The 17182-nt window shown below is 39.8% G+C and carries 14 protein-coding genes and 1 pseudogene; 7 read left to right on the forward strand and 8 right to left on the reverse strand.

Annotation, left to right across the window (positions count from 1 at the left end):
* Positions 1-451 precede the first annotated feature (451 nt).
* The 4 genes from rsmG to asnC form a co-directional block, all read right to left on the reverse strand.
* Positions 452-1072 carry a 16S rRNA (guanine(527)-N(7))-methyltransferase RsmG gene (rsmG, locus tag D3222_RS16805; protein WP_118987177.1) on the reverse strand — a complete coding sequence of 207 codons (621 nt, stop codon included), beginning with the start codon at positions 1070-1072 and terminating at the stop codon, positions 452-454.
* A 13-nt stretch (positions 1073-1085) separates the two neighbouring features.
* On the reverse strand, positions 1086-2975 hold the full coding sequence (gene mnmG, locus D3222_RS16810) for a tRNA uridine-5-carboxymethylaminomethyl(34) synthesis enzyme MnmG (protein ID WP_118987178.1): 1890 nt from the start codon (positions 2973-2975) through the stop codon (positions 1086-1088).
* A 380-nt stretch (positions 2976-3355) separates the two neighbouring features.
* Positions 3356-3796: an FMN-binding protein MioC gene (gene mioC, locus D3222_RS16815; RefSeq protein ID WP_118987179.1), complete on the reverse strand. Its 441-nt coding sequence runs from the start codon at positions 3794-3796 to the stop codon at positions 3356-3358.
* A gap of 91 nt (positions 3797-3887) precedes the next feature.
* A complete protein-coding gene (gene asnC, locus D3222_RS16820) occupies positions 3888-4349 on the reverse strand; it encodes a transcriptional regulator AsnC (RefSeq protein ID WP_118987180.1) in 462 nt (153 codons plus the stop codon).
* Between the two features lie 165 nt (positions 4350-4514).
* On the opposite strand from asnC, the gene asnA reads away from it, so the two are divergent.
* The gene (asnA, locus tag D3222_RS16825; RefSeq protein ID WP_118987181.1) at positions 4515-5507 is read left to right on the forward strand and encodes an aspartate--ammonia ligase; all 993 of its coding nucleotides are present in this window, start codon (positions 4515-4517) and stop codon (positions 5505-5507) included.
* Positions 5508-5513: 6 nt separating this feature from the next.
* Here the strand turns inward: asnA and viaA are convergent, their stop codons facing one another.
* On the reverse strand, positions 5514-6971 hold the full coding sequence (gene viaA, locus D3222_RS16830) for an ATPase RavA stimulator ViaA (RefSeq protein ID WP_118987182.1): 1458 nt from the start codon (positions 6969-6971) through the stop codon (positions 5514-5516).
* A 3-nt stretch (positions 6972-6974) separates the two neighbouring features.
* A complete protein-coding gene (ravA, locus tag D3222_RS16835) occupies positions 6975-8477 on the reverse strand; it encodes an ATPase RavA (RefSeq protein ID WP_118987183.1) in 1503 nt (500 codons plus the stop codon).
* 266 nt (positions 8478-8743) lie between these two features.
* Between ravA and rbsD the strand changes: the two genes are divergently transcribed.
* From rbsD to rbsR, 6 genes are all read left to right on the forward strand, one after another.
* Positions 8744-9163, forward strand: a complete 420-nt coding sequence (gene rbsD / locus D3222_RS16840) for a D-ribose pyranase (protein WP_118987184.1) — start codon at positions 8744-8746, stop codon at positions 9161-9163.
* Positions 9164-9170: 7 nt separating this feature from the next.
* Positions 9171-10676: a ribose ABC transporter ATP-binding protein RbsA gene (gene rbsA / locus D3222_RS16845; protein ID WP_118987185.1), complete on the forward strand. Its 1506-nt coding sequence runs from the start codon at positions 9171-9173 to the stop codon at positions 10674-10676.
* A gap of 6 nt (positions 10677-10682) precedes the next feature.
* The gene (rbsC, locus tag D3222_RS16850; RefSeq protein ID WP_118987186.1) at positions 10683-11654 is read left to right on the forward strand and encodes a ribose ABC transporter permease; all 972 of its coding nucleotides are present in this window, start codon (positions 10683-10685) and stop codon (positions 11652-11654) included.
* A gap of 24 nt (positions 11655-11678) precedes the next feature.
* Complete coding sequence (gene rbsB / locus D3222_RS16855; protein WP_118987187.1) at positions 11679-12569, forward strand: ribose ABC transporter substrate-binding protein RbsB; 891 nt, start codon at positions 11679-11681, stop codon at positions 12567-12569.
* A 63-nt stretch (positions 12570-12632) separates the two neighbouring features.
* On the forward strand, positions 12633-13562 hold the full coding sequence (rbsK, locus tag D3222_RS16860) for a ribokinase (RefSeq protein WP_118987188.1): 930 nt from the start codon (positions 12633-12635) through the stop codon (positions 13560-13562).
* Positions 13563-13564: 2 nt separating this feature from the next.
* Complete coding sequence (gene rbsR / locus D3222_RS16865) at positions 13565-14566, forward strand: ribose operon transcriptional repressor RbsR (RefSeq protein ID WP_118987189.1); 1002 nt, start codon at positions 13565-13567, stop codon at positions 14564-14566.
* Here the strand turns inward: rbsR and mdtD are convergent.
* Both mdtD and D3222_RS16875 read right to left on the reverse strand, forming a co-directional pair.
* Positions 14563-15954, reverse strand: coding sequence for a multidrug transporter subunit MdtD (gene mdtD, locus D3222_RS16870; RefSeq protein ID WP_118987190.1), 1392 nt, complete (start codon positions 15952-15954; stop codon positions 14563-14565). The genes rbsR and mdtD overlap by 4 nt on opposite strands.
* A gap of 69 nt (positions 15955-16023) precedes the next feature.
* Positions 16024-16704, reverse strand: a pseudogene (locus D3222_RS16875) (FadR/GntR family transcriptional regulator); the annotation flags it as partial.
* Positions 16705-17182: the final 478 nt, after the last annotated feature.

Below are 17182 nucleotides of genomic sequence, written 5' to 3' on the forward strand. Positions count from 1 at the left end.
TTTAAATTTTTTACTCTGGCGCCAGATTGTAAGCTAATTATTGTGCTGATTTTCTCTCTCTAATAATTTCATGCTCTCAAACTTAAATGTGATTTAAATCACATAAAATTTTCATTTGTTAGTTATATTTAACATTCTCAGAGAATGAAAATAAAAAATATTAACATTTAAATCAATAAGTTAATTTAAATTTATAGGATAAGGTTATTATATTATTGACTTAAATTACCAAGCTAATTTTTAGCTGCTTTAAAAAAGCAAATCTGATGAAAAAACGCTTTATCTGATTTTTAAAGTCCCAACTATCTTAATATCAAGATAACGTTATTTTTATGTAATCACGCGGTAAATTAAAGCTGAAACGAGACAAATCATAATTGACGATGTTGACCACAGTATAATTGTGCTCAACATCACTAATTATTTATAACTTTATTGACAAATAACAAACTTAGTTTGATTTAAGGATAACCAGATGGCGTTGCCCTTCCAGTTCAGGAACATCTAACTGAATAACCGAATCAACAACAATTCCGGAAGGTAACATGGTAAATTCTTCCTCAGGAAACACGCCTTTAAGCGCATAGAATCGTCCATGAACAGACTCAGGCAAATGGCAACACCAAGAGACCATATCCTGTAATGAGGCAAAAGCACGGCTTATAACGCCATCAAAAAGCAGCTCAGAAGAGTATGTTTCAACCCGGCTTTGCACTGGTTCTATATTATCCAAACCAAGTTCATGCTGAACCTGGCGCAAGAATCTGACTCTTTTACCTAAACTATCCAACAATGTGAAATGAGAATCTGGACGAACAATAGCTAATGGGATCCCTGGCAACCCTGGACCTGTGCCTACGTCTATAAAACGATGACCCTGTAGATAAGGGCTGACAACAATGCTATCCATAATATGACGTACCAGCATTTGTTCTGGCTCACGGACAGACGTGAGATTATAAGCTTGATTCCATTTGTTGAGCATATCAACATAGGCCGTAAGCTGCTGTTTTTGCTGTTGTGAAAGCTCTATTCCTGCTTTAGTCAGCAGAAATTCCAGTTTATTAAGCACAATAAAAATCCTCTCAGGCACTACGGCGCAGTAAGCCCTGTTTTTTCAGCCATACAAGTAAAATCGAAATTGCAGCAGGTGTTACCCCTGAAATACGTGAAGCCTGACCAATTGAGTTTGGCTTGTGATCATTAAGTTTAGCGACAACTTCATTAGAAAGACCACTAACTTGACGGTAATCGAGATCAATCGGTAATGACGTATTTTCATTACGCAATTGTTTTTCAATTTCTTCTTGTTGACGGGCAATATACCCTTCATATTTGACCTGAATTTCAACCTGATCAGCTGCTTGTGGTTCTTTAAGACCAGGTGAAAACAGTGGTAATGAGGTTAGGATTTCATAATTTATTTCAGGGCGACGCAATAGATCTTCACCATTAGCTTCTTTCGATAATGGCATTTTTAATATGTCGTTGATGTCACCAAGATTATTTGAATGAGGATGAATCCAAATATTACGCAAACGCTGACGTTCTTGTTCGATCATCTCCACCTTACGGCAGTAATGTTCCCAACGGTAATCATCCACCAATCCTAATTCGTGGCCCTTCTCTGTCAGACGAAGGTCAGCATTATCTTCACGTAACATCAGGCGATATTCAGCGCGGGAAGTAAACATACGGTATGGTTCTTTAGTGCCCAGAGTACACAAATCATCAACCAGAACACCAATATAAGCTTGATCACGACGAGGGAACCATCCCTCCTCTTCTGAAGCGTAACGGGCTGCGTTAAGCCCGGCTAAAAGCCCTTGAGCGGCAGCTTCTTCATAACCAGTCGTACCATTGATTTGCCCGGCAAAGAATAAGCCATGAATAAATTTACTTTCCAGTGTCTGTTTCAGATCTCTTGGATCAAAGAAGTCATATTCTATTGCATAACCAGGGCGAATAATGCGGGCATTTTCCATCCCTTTCATGGAATGAACAATTTGCATTTGTACATCAAATGGCAAGCTGGTAGAAATACCATTTGGGTAAATTTCATTACTGGTCAATCCTTCTGGTTCAAGAAAGATCTGATGAGCATTGCGATCCGCAAAACGCATGACTTTGTCTTCGATCGAAGGGCAGTAACGTGGGCCGATCCCTTCAATGATCCCTGCATACATTGGGCTGCGATCTAAATTATTGCGGATCACATTGTGTGTTTTTTCATTGGTATGAGTGATGTAGCATGGCATCTGTTGTGGATGTTGTCCCGTATTTCCAAGAAAAGAGAATACAGGTGTTGGATTATCACCCAGTTGTTGTGTTAGCTGACTAAAATCAATAGTTCTGGCATCAATACGTGGTGGCGTACCTGTTTTTAATCTGTTTACACGTAAAGGTAAATCACGTAAACGCTGTGCTAATGAGATCGCAGGAGGATCACCAGCCCTCCCTCCACTGTAATTTTCCAGACCGATGTGGATTTTACCGTCAAGGAATGTACCTACTGTCAGAACAACGGCTTTGGCCCTGAATTTAAGTCCCATACGAGTTATTGCACCAGTGACAGTATCGTTTTCAACAATGAGATCTTCTACAGGTTGTTGGAAAATCATTAAGTTAGGTTGATTTTCTAATGCTGTTCGTATGGCTTGACGGTAAAGAACTCTGTCAGCTTGAGCACGTGTTGCGCGAACAGCGGGCCCTTTACTGGCATTTAAGGTCCTAAATTGAATACCAGCTTGATCAGTGGCTTTAGCCATTAAACCACCCAGAGCATCAATTTCTTTAACCAGATGTCCTTTACCGATCCCACCGATGGCTGGGTTACACGACATTTGGCCCAAAGTATCAATATTGTGAGTCAGTAATAAGGTTTGACGGCCCATACGAGCAGCTGCCATGGCAGCTTCAGTACCGGCATGACCACCACCGATAATGATGACGTCAAATTGCTCTGGATAAAACATGGTGATGAACCTTCAGTTATAAGAATGCTTAGTGTTGCATTAAGGGAAGAGAATTCTACTCAAGTTTTGGCGATAGACCAAGTAGGTAAGATCGCCGCTAATTAAAAGAAGATCTTTTTTATTTAAAGATCTCTTTATTAGATCTTTTATTAGGATCATGATCTTTTGTGGATAAGTTATTTTTACTTATAAAGATCATAACATTGTAAAGGATCATTTACTGTGAATGATCCGTGATCCTGGCCTGTATAAACTGGGATCTAAACAGCAAGTTATTCACAATGTGATCATGGACTGATAGTTATACTATAGATAACTACGGGTTAACCCCTGCTTTTTATATGAGTTATCCACAATCGTTCGCTGTTTTTTTGTTCAAACTAGAGTGACTTTGCCCAAATTTTAACCCATTCTTCTGCGGGATCTTCGGGGATCTGATGTTGTTGGATATCAATTTCCAGACGATCGCCGAGGCGTTTGGCTCCATTCTCCACCAATAGTTGATCAAGCGATCTTATCGCCCCACAGAAAGTATCGTATTCAGAACTGCCAATACCAACAGCACCAAATGCTACTTTGCTGAGATCAGGTTTTTGTTCAGAAATTTCTTCTGCCAGTGGTTGTATATTTTCTGGTAATTCCCCAGCCCCATGTGTGGATGTGACTACCAACCAGATCCCTTCCTGAGGAAGTTCATCAAGAGAGGGGCCATGCCGCATTTCGGTGGAAAAACCAGCATCTTCCAGAATTTCAGCCATATGTTCAGCTACGTATTCAGCACTGCCCATCGTGCTGCCGCTGATTAAGGTAATAGTGGCCATAGTGATCCCAACAGATTTCAAGAGCCGCTATTGTACGCTGTGAATCTGTTGGGATCTACCTGTGGATAATATGGTTATAACAAATTTTATCTTATGGCTTGATTGTTCGCATAATCGGGTTTTGCAAGGAGATCAGGGTTTCTGTTGATTGGATCTCATCGATAGTCTGGATTTTGTTGATAAGTACATCTTGAAGAGATTCAATTGAGCGGCACATAACTTTAGTAAAGATGCTGTAGTGACCTGTTGTGTAGTAGACCTCAACGACTTCATTCAGGTCACTTAATTTTTTTAGGGCTGATGGGTAATCTTTAGCGCTTTTAAGAATAATGCCAATAAAGCAACAAACATCATAACCCAGTTGTTTAGTACTGATATCTACTCTGGTACCGGTGATGATCCCTGCTTGCTTCATTTTTTCTACACGAACATGAATGGTTCCTGGGCTGACAGCAAATTTCTTTGCCAGTTCGGCATAAGGTGTACGTGCGTTGTCCATTAAAGCGTGAAGTATGTCACGGTCCAGATTATCGATCTGATAAATTTCTGCCATTTTCAGCTCCATTTTTTATCAAATTTTCATTTTTTCTATATTAAAAATGAATTTTATAAAGCATAAAGACTATTTTTATTAAAGTATATTGAATTTATACCTCATTCTATTGCTTAATGTTTGCAACAGGACATCAGGGCTACCTAAAAATTTGAGAATAATATTATGAAAAAGTCATTTATTGAGAAGCAGCAACAAATTAGTTTCGTGAAATCCTTCTTTTCCCGCTTGCTGGAAAGCAAGTTGGGTCTGATTGAAGTACAAGGGCCAATCCTAAGTTGTTTGGGTGATGGTATTCAGGATAACTTGTCCGGCCATGAAAAGGCTGTTCAGGTAAAAGTGAAAACGTTACCGGATTCAACTTTCGAAGTAGTGCATTCACTGGCTAAATGGAAACGTAAGACACTGGGCCGTTTTGATTTTCAGCCGGAGCAAGGGCTTTACACTCACATGAAAGCATTGCGTCCGGACGAGGATCGCTTAACACCAATCCACTCTGTTTATGTTGATCAATGGGATTGGGAAAAAGTGATGGAAGATGGGCAACGCTCACTTGCTTATCTAAAACAGACAGTAGGCAAAATTTACGAAGCAATAAAAGAAACAGAAAAAGTTGTCAGCAAAGAGTTTGGTCTGGCACCGTTCCTGCCAGATCAAATTCATTTTGTTCACAGTGAAACGCTTCTGAGCCGTTATCCGGATCTGGATGCAAAAGGTCGTGAACGTGCTATTGCTAAAGAACTGGGTGCTGTTTTCCTCATTGGTATTGGTGCGAAATTATCTGATGGTCAAGCACATGATGTTCGAGCACCGGATTATGACGACTGGACGACGTCAAACAGTGATGGTTTTGCTGGTTTGAACGGCGACATTATTGTCTGGAACCCTGTTTTAGAGGACGCTTTTGAGATCTCTTCCATGGGTATCCGTGTTGATGCAGAAGCGCTGGAGCGCCAATTAGGGCTGACCGGTGATGAAGGGCGCTTGCAATATGATTGGCATCAGGCGTTACTTAAAGGCGATATGCCACAGTCGATTGGCGGAGGTATTGGTCAATCCCGTTTGGTGATGTTACTGCTGCAAATGAAACATATCGGTCAGGTTCAATGCAGCATATGGTCACCTGAAGTACGCGAAACTGTAGAAGGCATGCTCTGATTCAATTCAGTGACGCCATTTTCGCAGTAAACGGCTTTTAAGTCCGGTATCAAAACGCCAGATATGATCGAATATCCGCATAATACCGGGCTTACCATATTGGGACATGGAGACCGCATGGAAGCGGTGTTGCTGATGCTGTTGCAGATTTTTTATCTGATGGATTAGTGGGTCCGGTAAACGCTGGACAATGAAATCTGAAATAACAACAGCATCAGCATCTTTCCAACATTGCTCTTTCATTTTTTCTATTGTGCTTGCCAGACAAAAAGCTAAATCTGTTCCTCCTCTAAAAGTCTGGCTGAGAAAACGAATAGCTTGCTCCAGACCATCTGGTGAAGATAGTTCATAGTGCACAATTTCTGTAGCAAATAACATGATGTGACAGTTACGATCATCTGCTAGTGCAATGCGTAACAGTGCCAGACAAAAAGCTTTGGCACATTTTTCATTGAATCCTCCCATAGAGCCGGAAGTATCCACACAGACAATAAATGGCCCTCTTGGCTTTTCCTCCTTATTATAATGAGTGACTGGTCGTAATGTTGTTTTCTGTTGCCAGCTATCGCCTTGTAAGCGATAGGCCAATAAGCGCTTTTCCACCAATCTGCGATAAAATTCATATTCCAGATCTTCAATTCCTAATATTGCCAGTTCTGTTGGTAACAGGCGTAAAATATCATCACTTTGCCCTATGCCATTTACCTGCTCAGGAACGGTATCAGGTGTCCGTTCAATGGTAGTACAGGGTTCGAGAAGATGGCTTTCCTGTGGTTTTGATTTTGCAGCTTGGCTGCGACCAAGTAATTGAGCCAGTTTTTCCAGTTCTGGTTGTTGGTGAAGAAATTCACTGTAGCGAATCAATAACTGTTCATCATTTCGGGAATGGTTTAACTGACTTTTACTCATATCCCATAACCGTCCCGCCGCCCTGTCATTTTCACTGAAAACAGGATCAAGATTACCGCTTAGTGTTAGCCGTTGTTGCAATTCTGCCAGTAATTGCTCTTTTTCTTGTTCCAGTAATTTCTTGTGGAAAGTTGTAGTTTGCAGGATCAAGCTGAGCCGCCATCGTTGGATAAACAGGATTTGTAATGTATTTGAATGCTCGGTAGTGCTGGTTACCAATTTCTGTGCTTCTTCAATAAAAGGGGATTTAATTTGGTTCAGTATTTCCAGAATATCGGGAAGTTTAAAATAAAAATTATCGGTGTTGGTAGACAGTAATTGTTGATATAACTGAAATTCTTCTGCCAGGGGGGCAGGAATTAGCGCTTCTTTAATTCTTTGTTGTAAATCTTGTTTCCAACCGGGAATGTCTTTCAGTAGCGCACGTTTTAAACGAGGATATTTTTCAAAAAAGATAGCTAACTGAGGTGAAGCCAGAAGAGTTAATATGATCTCTTCTATCAGCTCTCCTTCGTTTACTGACAATAAAAGATCAAGAGTGGTTAGGCTAATCATTTGTTAGCTGCCCATTTTTATTTTCAACTGGTTGATTTTATCCGTCAGTTGGATAAAGCTTTGTTCTATGGCAGCAAACCAATGGTTTTCAATGAATAGACATGGCTGATGCTGACTAAATAATTGGCGTTGATGGTGAATCTCTTGGTTAATTTTTTCCAGTTTTTCCAACCACTCGCTGTTTTTTTCGTTTTGTTGATATTGACTATTCGGTAAATATAAAGTAGAGGAACGACGGCTAATATCAAAAATCTCTGGTTGATGTGCTGAATTAATTTCGGCTGCTATATCTTGTGGAAAACCGATACCGTTCAGGCGGGCTGGTAAACTTCCACCTTTATTTATCCAGGTATTTAGCATCTTTTTTTCCACTTCAATAAAATTAACCTGAATATCATGGATATGAAGAAATGTATGCAGGAACAAAGTCAATTTTTCTTCATTGATGTGATCGGGTAGCGAATATTGTATTTTGCGTCCAAACAAACCTGTTTGTTTTTCCAGGTACAACGCCTGCTGATTATTTTTATCCTGACGAGCTTGAATCCATTGGTGATAAAGTGAATCAATTTGCTGAGATGATACTCTTTGCTGATAGGCTTGTTCGATCATGAGAGTATTCAGATATTGAGGTAATAATTTGAAAGAGTGAAGATCATACCACAGACAATCTTTCAACAATATTAAATCAAGTGGCGATATTTCTCTTCTGCCATTGAAGAAAGCACTAGCTTGTAATAAATGAATTGCTTTCTTCCAGCGCCGATCTGAAACGTAAGGTGAATGTTCTGTTGCATCAAGTTGCTGACGTAGATGATAGATAATATCAAAACAATTCTCTGGTAGGACTATTTTATTAATCTCTTGTTGCCATTGATGAAACTCTTCACTTGTTATCTGAATATTTTCTGGGACAGGGTTATCATTTTCATCTTTTTGGTTAGTAAGTAATGCCCGGAAGTTCTGTTTTTCTTGAATTTTATCCAACCAAATACGGATTAGCATTCGGTCATAAAGAGCCTCAAGGCTGCTATCTGTTTCAGGTAATTCATTAGATGCTGTTATCAGTAATCGCATCGGAATTTTCTCTTCTGTATCCCCATTCCTGAATTTTCTTTCGTTAATTGCAGTCAGCAAGGTATTGAGAATTGCCGGGCCGGCTTTCCATATTTCATCGAGAAAGACAATTTCAGTTTCAGGTAAATAGCCAGTGGTCAGTCGTTGATAACGTCCTTCTTCTTTCAATGCCTGAATAGAAAGAGGACCAAAAATTTCTTCGGGAGTGGAGAAACGGGTCATCAGATACTCAAATGCTCTGGCATCACGAAACGTAAATTTTAATCGGCGGGCTATCAGACTTTTCGCGATCCCTGGGGGACCCAGCAGGAAAACGCTTTCCCCGCACAGTGCGGCTAGCAGGCATAAACGAATCGTCTGTTGTCTTTCATACAGACCACTTTCCAGATAATTACTTAAACAAGCTATTTTTTCCACTAATTGTTGCATAATTCATACCAATATTATCTGTTGGGATAAATAAAATCTAATCACTCTTCTTCATAGATTTTAATCATCATTTATTGATGAAGACTATATTTACCTTAAAAATCGATTCAGCGTCAAATATTCAATAAGTTAACGTTTGTTTTTGGTTTTTTTATTGTCGAAACGTTATCGATAACGATCACACTTTTGTATTATTAATGTTGCATTTTAAATGTTACTTTATATATTACTTTAATAGCGAAACGTTTCGCTAATGGAATAAAAAAATGAAAAAAGGTGTATTACTTAATTCTGAAATTTCAGCCGTAATTTCTCGGCTGGGGCATACTGACCAGATTACAATTGGTGACATTGGGTTACCAATTCCTTCTTCGGCCCAGCGGATTGATTTAGCGCTAACCCAGGGGATCCCTAGTTTTATATCCGTTCTTAATGTCGTGACTCAGGAAATGCAGGTTGAAGCTGCATTTTTAGCAGAGGAGATCATTATCTATAATCCTTTGATACATCAATTAATATTATCTCAGATTAAGGAACTAGAGGAACAACAAGGGAATTCAATTATTGTGGAATATATCAGTCATAATATATTGAAAGAGAAAACGGAATATAGCCAAGCGATGATTCGTACTGGAGAGAATTCTCCTTATGCCAATATCATCCTTTGTGCTGGTGTGACTTTCTGAGGTGGTTATGCGACCTGCACTGGAACTAAAAGGAATTAGTAAATCTTTTCCTGGTGTTAAAGCATTATCTGGCGCGGCACTACGTGTTTATCCGGGTAAAGTCATGGCATTGGTAGGGGAGAATGGTGCAGGTAAATCCACGATGATGAAAGTGTTGACCGGAATATATACCAAAGATACAGGCACAATTCATTATTTGGGAAAAGAAGTGATTTTTTCTGGTCCTAAATCCTCTCAGGATGCGGGTATTGGGATTATCCATCAAGAATTAAATCTTATTCCTCAACTGACTATTGCAGAAAATATTTTCCTGGGGCGTGAATTCGTTAATAAATTTGGTGCCATTGATTGGAAAAAAATGTACCAGGAAGCCGATCGCCTTTTGAAAAAATTGAATTTAAGTTACAGCAGTCACTGGCGGGTAGCTGAACTTTCTATCGGTGATCAGCAAATGATTGAGATTGCTAAGGTGCTGAGTTTTGAATCCAAAGTTATCATTATGGATGAACCCACTGATGCACTGACTGATACAGAAACTGAATCATTGTTTAACGTAATACGTGAACTGACATTGCAGGGATGCGGTATTGTTTATATCTCTCATCGTCTGAAAGAAATTTTTGAAATTTGCGATGATGTTACGGTATTCCGTGATGGACAATTTATTGGTGAAAAGCCGGTAAAGCAGTTAAAAGAAGAGACGCTGATTGAAATGATGGTTGGGCGAAAACTGGAAGAGCAATATCCTCGCCTAAATTTGCCTCGTGGTAAGAAGCGGCTTGAAGTTAAGCAAATTTCTGGTCCCGGTGTGACAAATGTTAGCTTTTCCCTTTATAGCGGAGAAATTTTGGGTATATCGGGGTTGATGGGGGCTGGCCGCACTGAATTAGTGAAAATTATTTATGGTGCGTTGCCAAAAACTCAAGGACAAATCACTCTGGATGGGGCGCCTGTTGTAACCCGTCGTTCTCAGGATGGGTTAGCTTGTGGGATTGTTTATATTTCAGAAGATCGGAAGTGTGATGGATTAGTTTTGGATATGTCGGTTAAAGAGAATATGTCTCTTACCGCTTTACGTTATTTTAGTAATAAATCAGGTAGCCTGAACCATAAAAAAGAGCAGCAGGCAGTCAATGACTTTATCAAGTTATTTAATATCAAAACACCTTCAATGGAACAGACTATTAGTCTGCTTTCTGGAGGTAATCAGCAAAAAGTGGCAATTGCTCGTGGATTAATGACCAGACCAAAAATTCTTATCTTGGATGAGCCAACTCGGGGAGTCGATGTCGGTGCAAAAAAAGAAATTTATCAACTCATTAATCAGTTCAAAAAAGAGGGTTTGAGTATCATCCTTGTTTCTTCTGAAATGCCGGAAGTGATAGGAATGAGTGATCGTATTTTGGTCATGTATGAAGGTTATATCAGCGGAGAATTTTTTGCTGAACAGGCAACTCAAGAAATTTTGATGGCGGCGGCTGTTGGCAAGCAATATGGAGCGATTCCGGAGTAATTCAGTATGAATTCGAACATATCACCGACATCTAAGTGTTGGTTTACTAAAGAGTGGTTACTGAAACAAAAGTCATTGATTGCGTTGTTAGTATTGATAGCCGTAGTTTCTTCTCTTAGCCCAAATTTTTTCACGTTAAATAACTTGTTTAATATTCTGCAACAGACATCAGTCAATGCCATTATGGCAGTTGGGATGACATTGGTTATTTTAACATCGGGTATTGATCTGTCTGTTGGTTCATTGCTTGCATTAACAGGCGCAGTAGCAGCTTCATTGGTTGGTATGGAAGTTAATGCGCTGGTGGCTATAGTGGGGGCTTTGGCTTTAGGTGCTGTGATCGGTGCTTGTACAGGAATAATCATTGCGAAAGGTAAAGTACAGGCTTTTATTGCCACTTTGGTCATGATGTTATTACTTCGTGGAATAACCCGCGTTTATACTGATGGTAGCCCAATAAATACAGGATTCAGTAATAATGCGGATCTGTTTGGCTGGTTTGGTATTGGTCGCCCATTGGGAATTCCTACTCCAATATGGCTGATGTTGATCGTTTTTGTTATTGCATGGTATCTCCTACACCACACCCGCTTAGGTCGTTATATTTATGCTCTGGGTGGTAATGAATCGGCTACCCGTTTGTCTGGTATCAGTGTCGATAAAATCAAGATTATCGTTTACACCTTATGTGGTTTACTGACGGCATTAGCAAGTATTATTGAAGTGGCCCGTCTTTCTTCTGCTCAACCAATGGCGGGGAGTGGTTATGAATTGGATGCTATTGCTGCTGTCGTTTTGGGCGGAACCCGTCTGGCTGGTGGTAAGGGATTAATTACGGGGACTTTGATTGGTGCGCTAATCCTCGGTTTTTTAAATAATGGCTTAAATTTATTAGGTATTTCTTCTAACTACCAGATGATTGTTAAAGCAAGTGTAATATTGCTGGCAGTTCTGGTTGATAACAAAAGTGGTAAATAACCTCATCCTACAGGAAATAATATAATGAGAATGAAGAAATTAGTCACAATTTTATCTGCTGTTGCACTAGGCGCGACTATAAGTGTAAATGCGTTAGCGAAAGATACTATCGCGCTAGTCATTTCTACACTAAATAATCCATTTTTTGTCTCCATGAAAGAGAGTGCTCAAAAAGAGGCGGATAAGTTGGGCTATAACCTAATTGTATTGGACTCTCAGGATAATCCAGCGAAAGAATTAGCCAATGTTCAGGATTTGACGGTACGTGGTACTAAACTCATGCTAATTAACCCGACTGACTCCGATGCTGTTGGTAATGCCATTATTATGGCTAACAATGCCAAAATTCCGGTCATTACTCTAGATCGGATAGCGAATAAAGGTGCTGTTGTCAGTTATATTGCTTCTGATAACCGCTTGGGTGGTAAAATAGCGGGTGATTTTATCGCCGAAAAATTGGGGAATGAAGCCAACATTATTCAGCTAGAAGGTATTGCCGGCACTTCTGCTGCCCGTGAACGTGGTGAAGGATTTAATAAGGTAGCACAGGAACATAAATTCAATGTGCTGGCTAGTCAGCCTGCTGATTTTGATCGTACCAAGGGACTGAACGTTATGCAGAACTTACTGACGGCTCATCCGGCTGTACAAGCTGTATTTGCTCAAAATGATGAGATGGCGTTAGGTGCTTTGCGTGCTTTACAGACAGCAGGTAAAAGCGATGTATTAGTTGTTGGTTTTGATGGTACTGGAGATGGTATCAAAGCTGTTCAACGTGGAAAATTAGGCGCGACAATCGCTCAGCGTCCTGATCAAATAGGTATCGTTGGTGTTCAGACAGCGGATAAGGTGCTGAAAGGCGAAAAAGTTGATGCTGTTATTCCTGTAGAACTGGAGCTGGTTATTAAGAAATAAATCGGTATTTGTGCCGTTACTCATTGATGGTGGTGACGGCATAATTGAAAAGGAATAAATGTAATGAGTACAGCAAAACTTGCAGTGCTTGGCAGCATTAATGCTGACCATATTTTGAATCTTGAATCGTTCCCTCGTCCGGGTGAAACGGTGATCGGGAAACAATACCAGATTGCTTTTGGTGGTAAAGGTGCTAATCAAGCGGTAGCAGCAGGTCGCAGTGGTGCTGATATTGCATTTATTGCTTGTGTCGGTGAGGACGATATTGGTTCCCGTATCTGCCAGCAGTTAGCAATGGATAATGTTAAAACTTCTGGCATTGAAGTTATAGAAGGGGAAACAACCGGTGTAGCGTTGATTTTCGTTAATCAGCAAGGTGAAAATGTGATTGGTATCAATACGGGGGCTAATGCTGCACTGACACCGAAATATTTCTATCGCTACCAAAATATTATTGAAGAGGCGGATGCATTATTAATGCAACTTGAGTCTCCATTGGAAACTGTACAACTTGCCGCAGAGATAGCTAAACAAAATAATACAAAAGTAATACTCAATCCGGCGCCGGCCCGAAAATTATCTGATCAATTGCTCTCGCTGGTGGATATCATTACACCGAATGAAACTGAAGCGGAGTATCTCACTGGAATTAAAGTAGAAAATGATTCAGATGCAGAAAATGCGGCTCAAATACTGCATGATAGAGGTATTGAAACGGTAATTATCACATTGGGTAGCCGTGGTGTATGGTTGAGTGAAAACGGTCAGAAAGGAAAAATTGTTCCGGGATTTAAAGTTAACGTTGTAGATACTGTTGCGGCAGGAGATACTTTCAACGGTGCGTTGGTGACAGCATTATTGGAAAGAAAACCCATGTTATCTGCCATACGATTTGCTCATTCTGCTGCTGCGATAGCGGTAACCCGTCAGGGAGCTCAGCCTTCCGTCCCGTGGCGAAATGAAATTGATGCATTTTTAACTGAACAGGACTGACTGTGGCTACAATGAAAGATGTTGCTCGTTTTGCAGGTGTTTCTACATCAACTGTATCTCATGTTATTAATAATAATCGTTATGTCAGTGATGGTGTAAAAAAGAAAGTTAATGATGCGATTGAGCAATTGAATTATACGCCATCAGCGCTTGCACGAAGTCTTAAAATCAAGCAAACCAAGACCATTGGTATGTTGGTAACGACCAGTAATAATCCCTTTTATGCTGAAATTGTAAGAGGGGTTGAACGAAGCTGTTATGAGCGTGGTTACAGCCTTATCTTGTGTAATACAGAAGGTGATGCCAAACGAATGGATTACAGCATGGAAACTTTGTTGCAAAAGCGAGTAGATGGAGTGCTGGTTATGTGTACTGAAAATCAACACAGCTCCTGTGATGTTTTGCGCCGTTATCCTCCTTTACCGATGGTTATGATGGATTGGTCTCCATTTGATATTGTCAGTGATGTTATTCAGGACAACTCCTTGTTGGGTGGTGAGATAGCTACTAATCACCTTATTAGCTGTGGTTTTAAAAAAATAGCCTGTATTGCAGGTCCACAAGATAAAACACCTGCTAATCATCGATTGAAGGGGTATAGAAAGGCAATGGCAAATGCTGGCCTTATTATTCCTGACGGATATGAAATTCATAGTGATTTTGAATTTGCTGGTGGTTTTAAATCAATGCAGGAATTACTACAACATCCAGAACCGCCAGAAGCTGTTTTTGCCGGAAATGATGCAATGGCCGTTGGCGCTTATCAGGCTCTGTACCAGTCGGGGCTTTCTGTGCCGGGTGATATTTCCATCATAGGTTATGATAATATCGACCTTGCCCCTTATATGATCCCACCGTTGACAACCATTCATCAGCCAAAAGATGAGTTAGGAAAATTAGCTGTTGATACTTTGCTTTATCGGATGGATAACCCAGAAAGTGATCCTAAATTATTAGTATTAACTCCGACACTGATTGAGCGTAGTTCAGTTTCTCATTCTTAGGTATTCTTTTTTTTGATCATGTTATCTCCATCTTCCTTATGTAATAACAGGAAGGTGGAAGAAGAGAGTAAAGTGATTATTCCTACGGTAATAAAAGTATTGTGGAAGTTATCAACGGTTGTTCCATAAGGTATCGATTCATAGAAACGAAGAATAGCTGCACTTACTGCAACACCGAAGCTAATAGATAACTGCTGAGTTACTGCTAATAAACTATTTCCTGAACTGGCATTATTATCGGTCAGATCAGCGAGAGTAATGGTATTCATCGAAGTAAATTGAATGGATACAGCCATACCCAGTAAAAATAGTGGAATAGACAAAAGGATAGCGGGCATTTCTGGTGATTGCAGTGAAAATTGAGAAATCATTAATCCAATAATGATTGTTATGCTAACCAGCGTCTTACGATATCCAAAGCGAGTTAATACATTAGTAACGAAAGATTTGGCTATAACAGAACCAATAGCTGTTGGTGCCATCATCATTCCGGCAATGACCGCTGAATAGCCAAATCCAACTTGTAGCATCAAAGGCATCAGAAAAGGAATGCAACCCGTTCCCAAGCGTGTAACAATATTACCTATAACACCGATAGAGAATGTGCGAATACGGAATAATTTCAGACTGATAAGGGGTTGGATTTGTTTTCTAGCATGCATCAGATAACCAAATAATACCATAAAACCACCAACCATAATTGTCAGAGGTATATAGCCTGGTAACGAACTCTCTCCTAGTAAATCCAAACTGACAGAAACCATTATCAAACTCAGTCCAAAAAGTATGAAACCGAAAAAGTCGAATGAACGTTTTGGCATTGTAAAATTAGGCATATGCTTTTTAGCATAAATAATCCCCAATAAACCAATTGGAATATTGATAATAAATATCCAGTGCCAGGTAGCATAAGTGACTAATAACCCACCGAGCATAGGACCAAGAATTGGCCCTATTAACCCTGGCATGGTGACAAAATTCATAACAGATAGAAGTTCACTGCGTGGGTACGCACGTAATAAAGCAAGGCGAGCAACTGGCATCATCATTGCACCACCAATTCCTTGAATTACACGAGAAACAACTAGAAAAGCTAAATTACCTGACAAAGCACAGGCAAGGGAACCTAAAGAAAATAAGGATACAGCAAGCATAAATATCCGGCGGGTACCGAAACGATCTGCTAACCAGCCACTGACTGGAATTAGCAAAGCGACAGTCAGAGTATAGCTGACAACAGCAGATTGCATCGCCAGAGGTGAATGTTTGAGGCTTTCAGCAATAGCGGGCAATGCTGTGTTGAGAATTGTTGCATCTAAAGCTTGCATAAAGAAAGCTATTGCAGCAATCCAGGGTAGCCCCGCCATATTACGAGCGGTTTTTACCATTAATAATCCTACTTATTTTATCTAGCTAATGTTTGATTAGATATTAATCTAAAACACTACTATATAAGATCATTCGCGCTCTGTTAATAACTTTTGGCAAACGAGAAGTGCGCTGTGACTATCACCTTGGATGATTGAATTAACAATTGTTTTATGAGTTTCCAGTTGTACAACTTTATCGGAAATAACAGCTTTGAAGTAGTTCTGGTAAACCAAATGAAATAAGTTGGTAAAAGAACATAAGAATGGATTTCCACAAGATTTATAAATGGTGTAGTGAAACTGGTAATCAATCTCTATCCATTTTTCCCGGTTAAAATTTTCTTTTAGTAGATACATTTCATCTACTATCTGTAAGAACTGCTTCTTTTATTGTTGTGTGGCATTTTATGCAGCAAGAAAGCAAGCTTGTGGTTCTCCTATTGCTAATCTTACCATATGGAAATGTTCAACCACTTGGCTAAGATTGTCACGATTCATCCACCACTTTAATAAATCCTGATCAAGGCAATTCCAATGAATTGTTGGCATGATTCGAGTACCAATATGTGGGCGAGGTAGAGGTAATAGCATACCTTTGGCTGCAAGTATTTTTATTGCTTCACGAACAGAAGTTCTGCTGATGTCAAATTGTTCAGCGAGTTCTATTTCACCAGGGAGGATAGTTTCAGCTTGATATTCACCAGACAAAATCTGTTGTCCGATTTTTTCAGCTAAAAGATAAGCAAGGTTTTTCTGGGAAGCTTTTCTTTATTCTTTAAATTGCGTAGTAGATTTGAACCCTTTCCCGCATTTGTCTACTTATATTACTTTAGTTTGGGAATAATTGTTGTCGATGTCATCAGTTTTTGTATAGAAAAAACACACAAATACAAGTTTTGTTGAAAAAATGCGCGAACGATGGTTTTTTTTAAATAAATACTTGCCAGCGCCGAAGAACGCCCTATAATGCGCCCCCACTGACCGACACAACGCTGATAAACATTGTGAGGTCAGGCAGAGGGAAAGCAAATAAGCGCTTGACTCTGCGGGCGAAAAGCGTAGTATACGCAGCCCGGCTGAACGAGAATGTCATTTTTTAATTCAGCCTGCTCTTTAACAATTAATCAGACAATCTGTGTGGGCACTCACAAGACCGTATCATCAAAAAATACGTTTTAAAGTCTTGAAGAGTGAACAACAGTGAATTCATTACGAATGAACGGTCAGTTTCTTTGAGCATCAAACT

The sequence above is a fragment of the Photorhabdus sp. CRCIA-P01 genome, assembly GCF_003545805.1.
Lineage (GTDB): Bacteria > Pseudomonadota > Gammaproteobacteria > Enterobacterales > Enterobacteriaceae > Photorhabdus > Photorhabdus antumapuensis.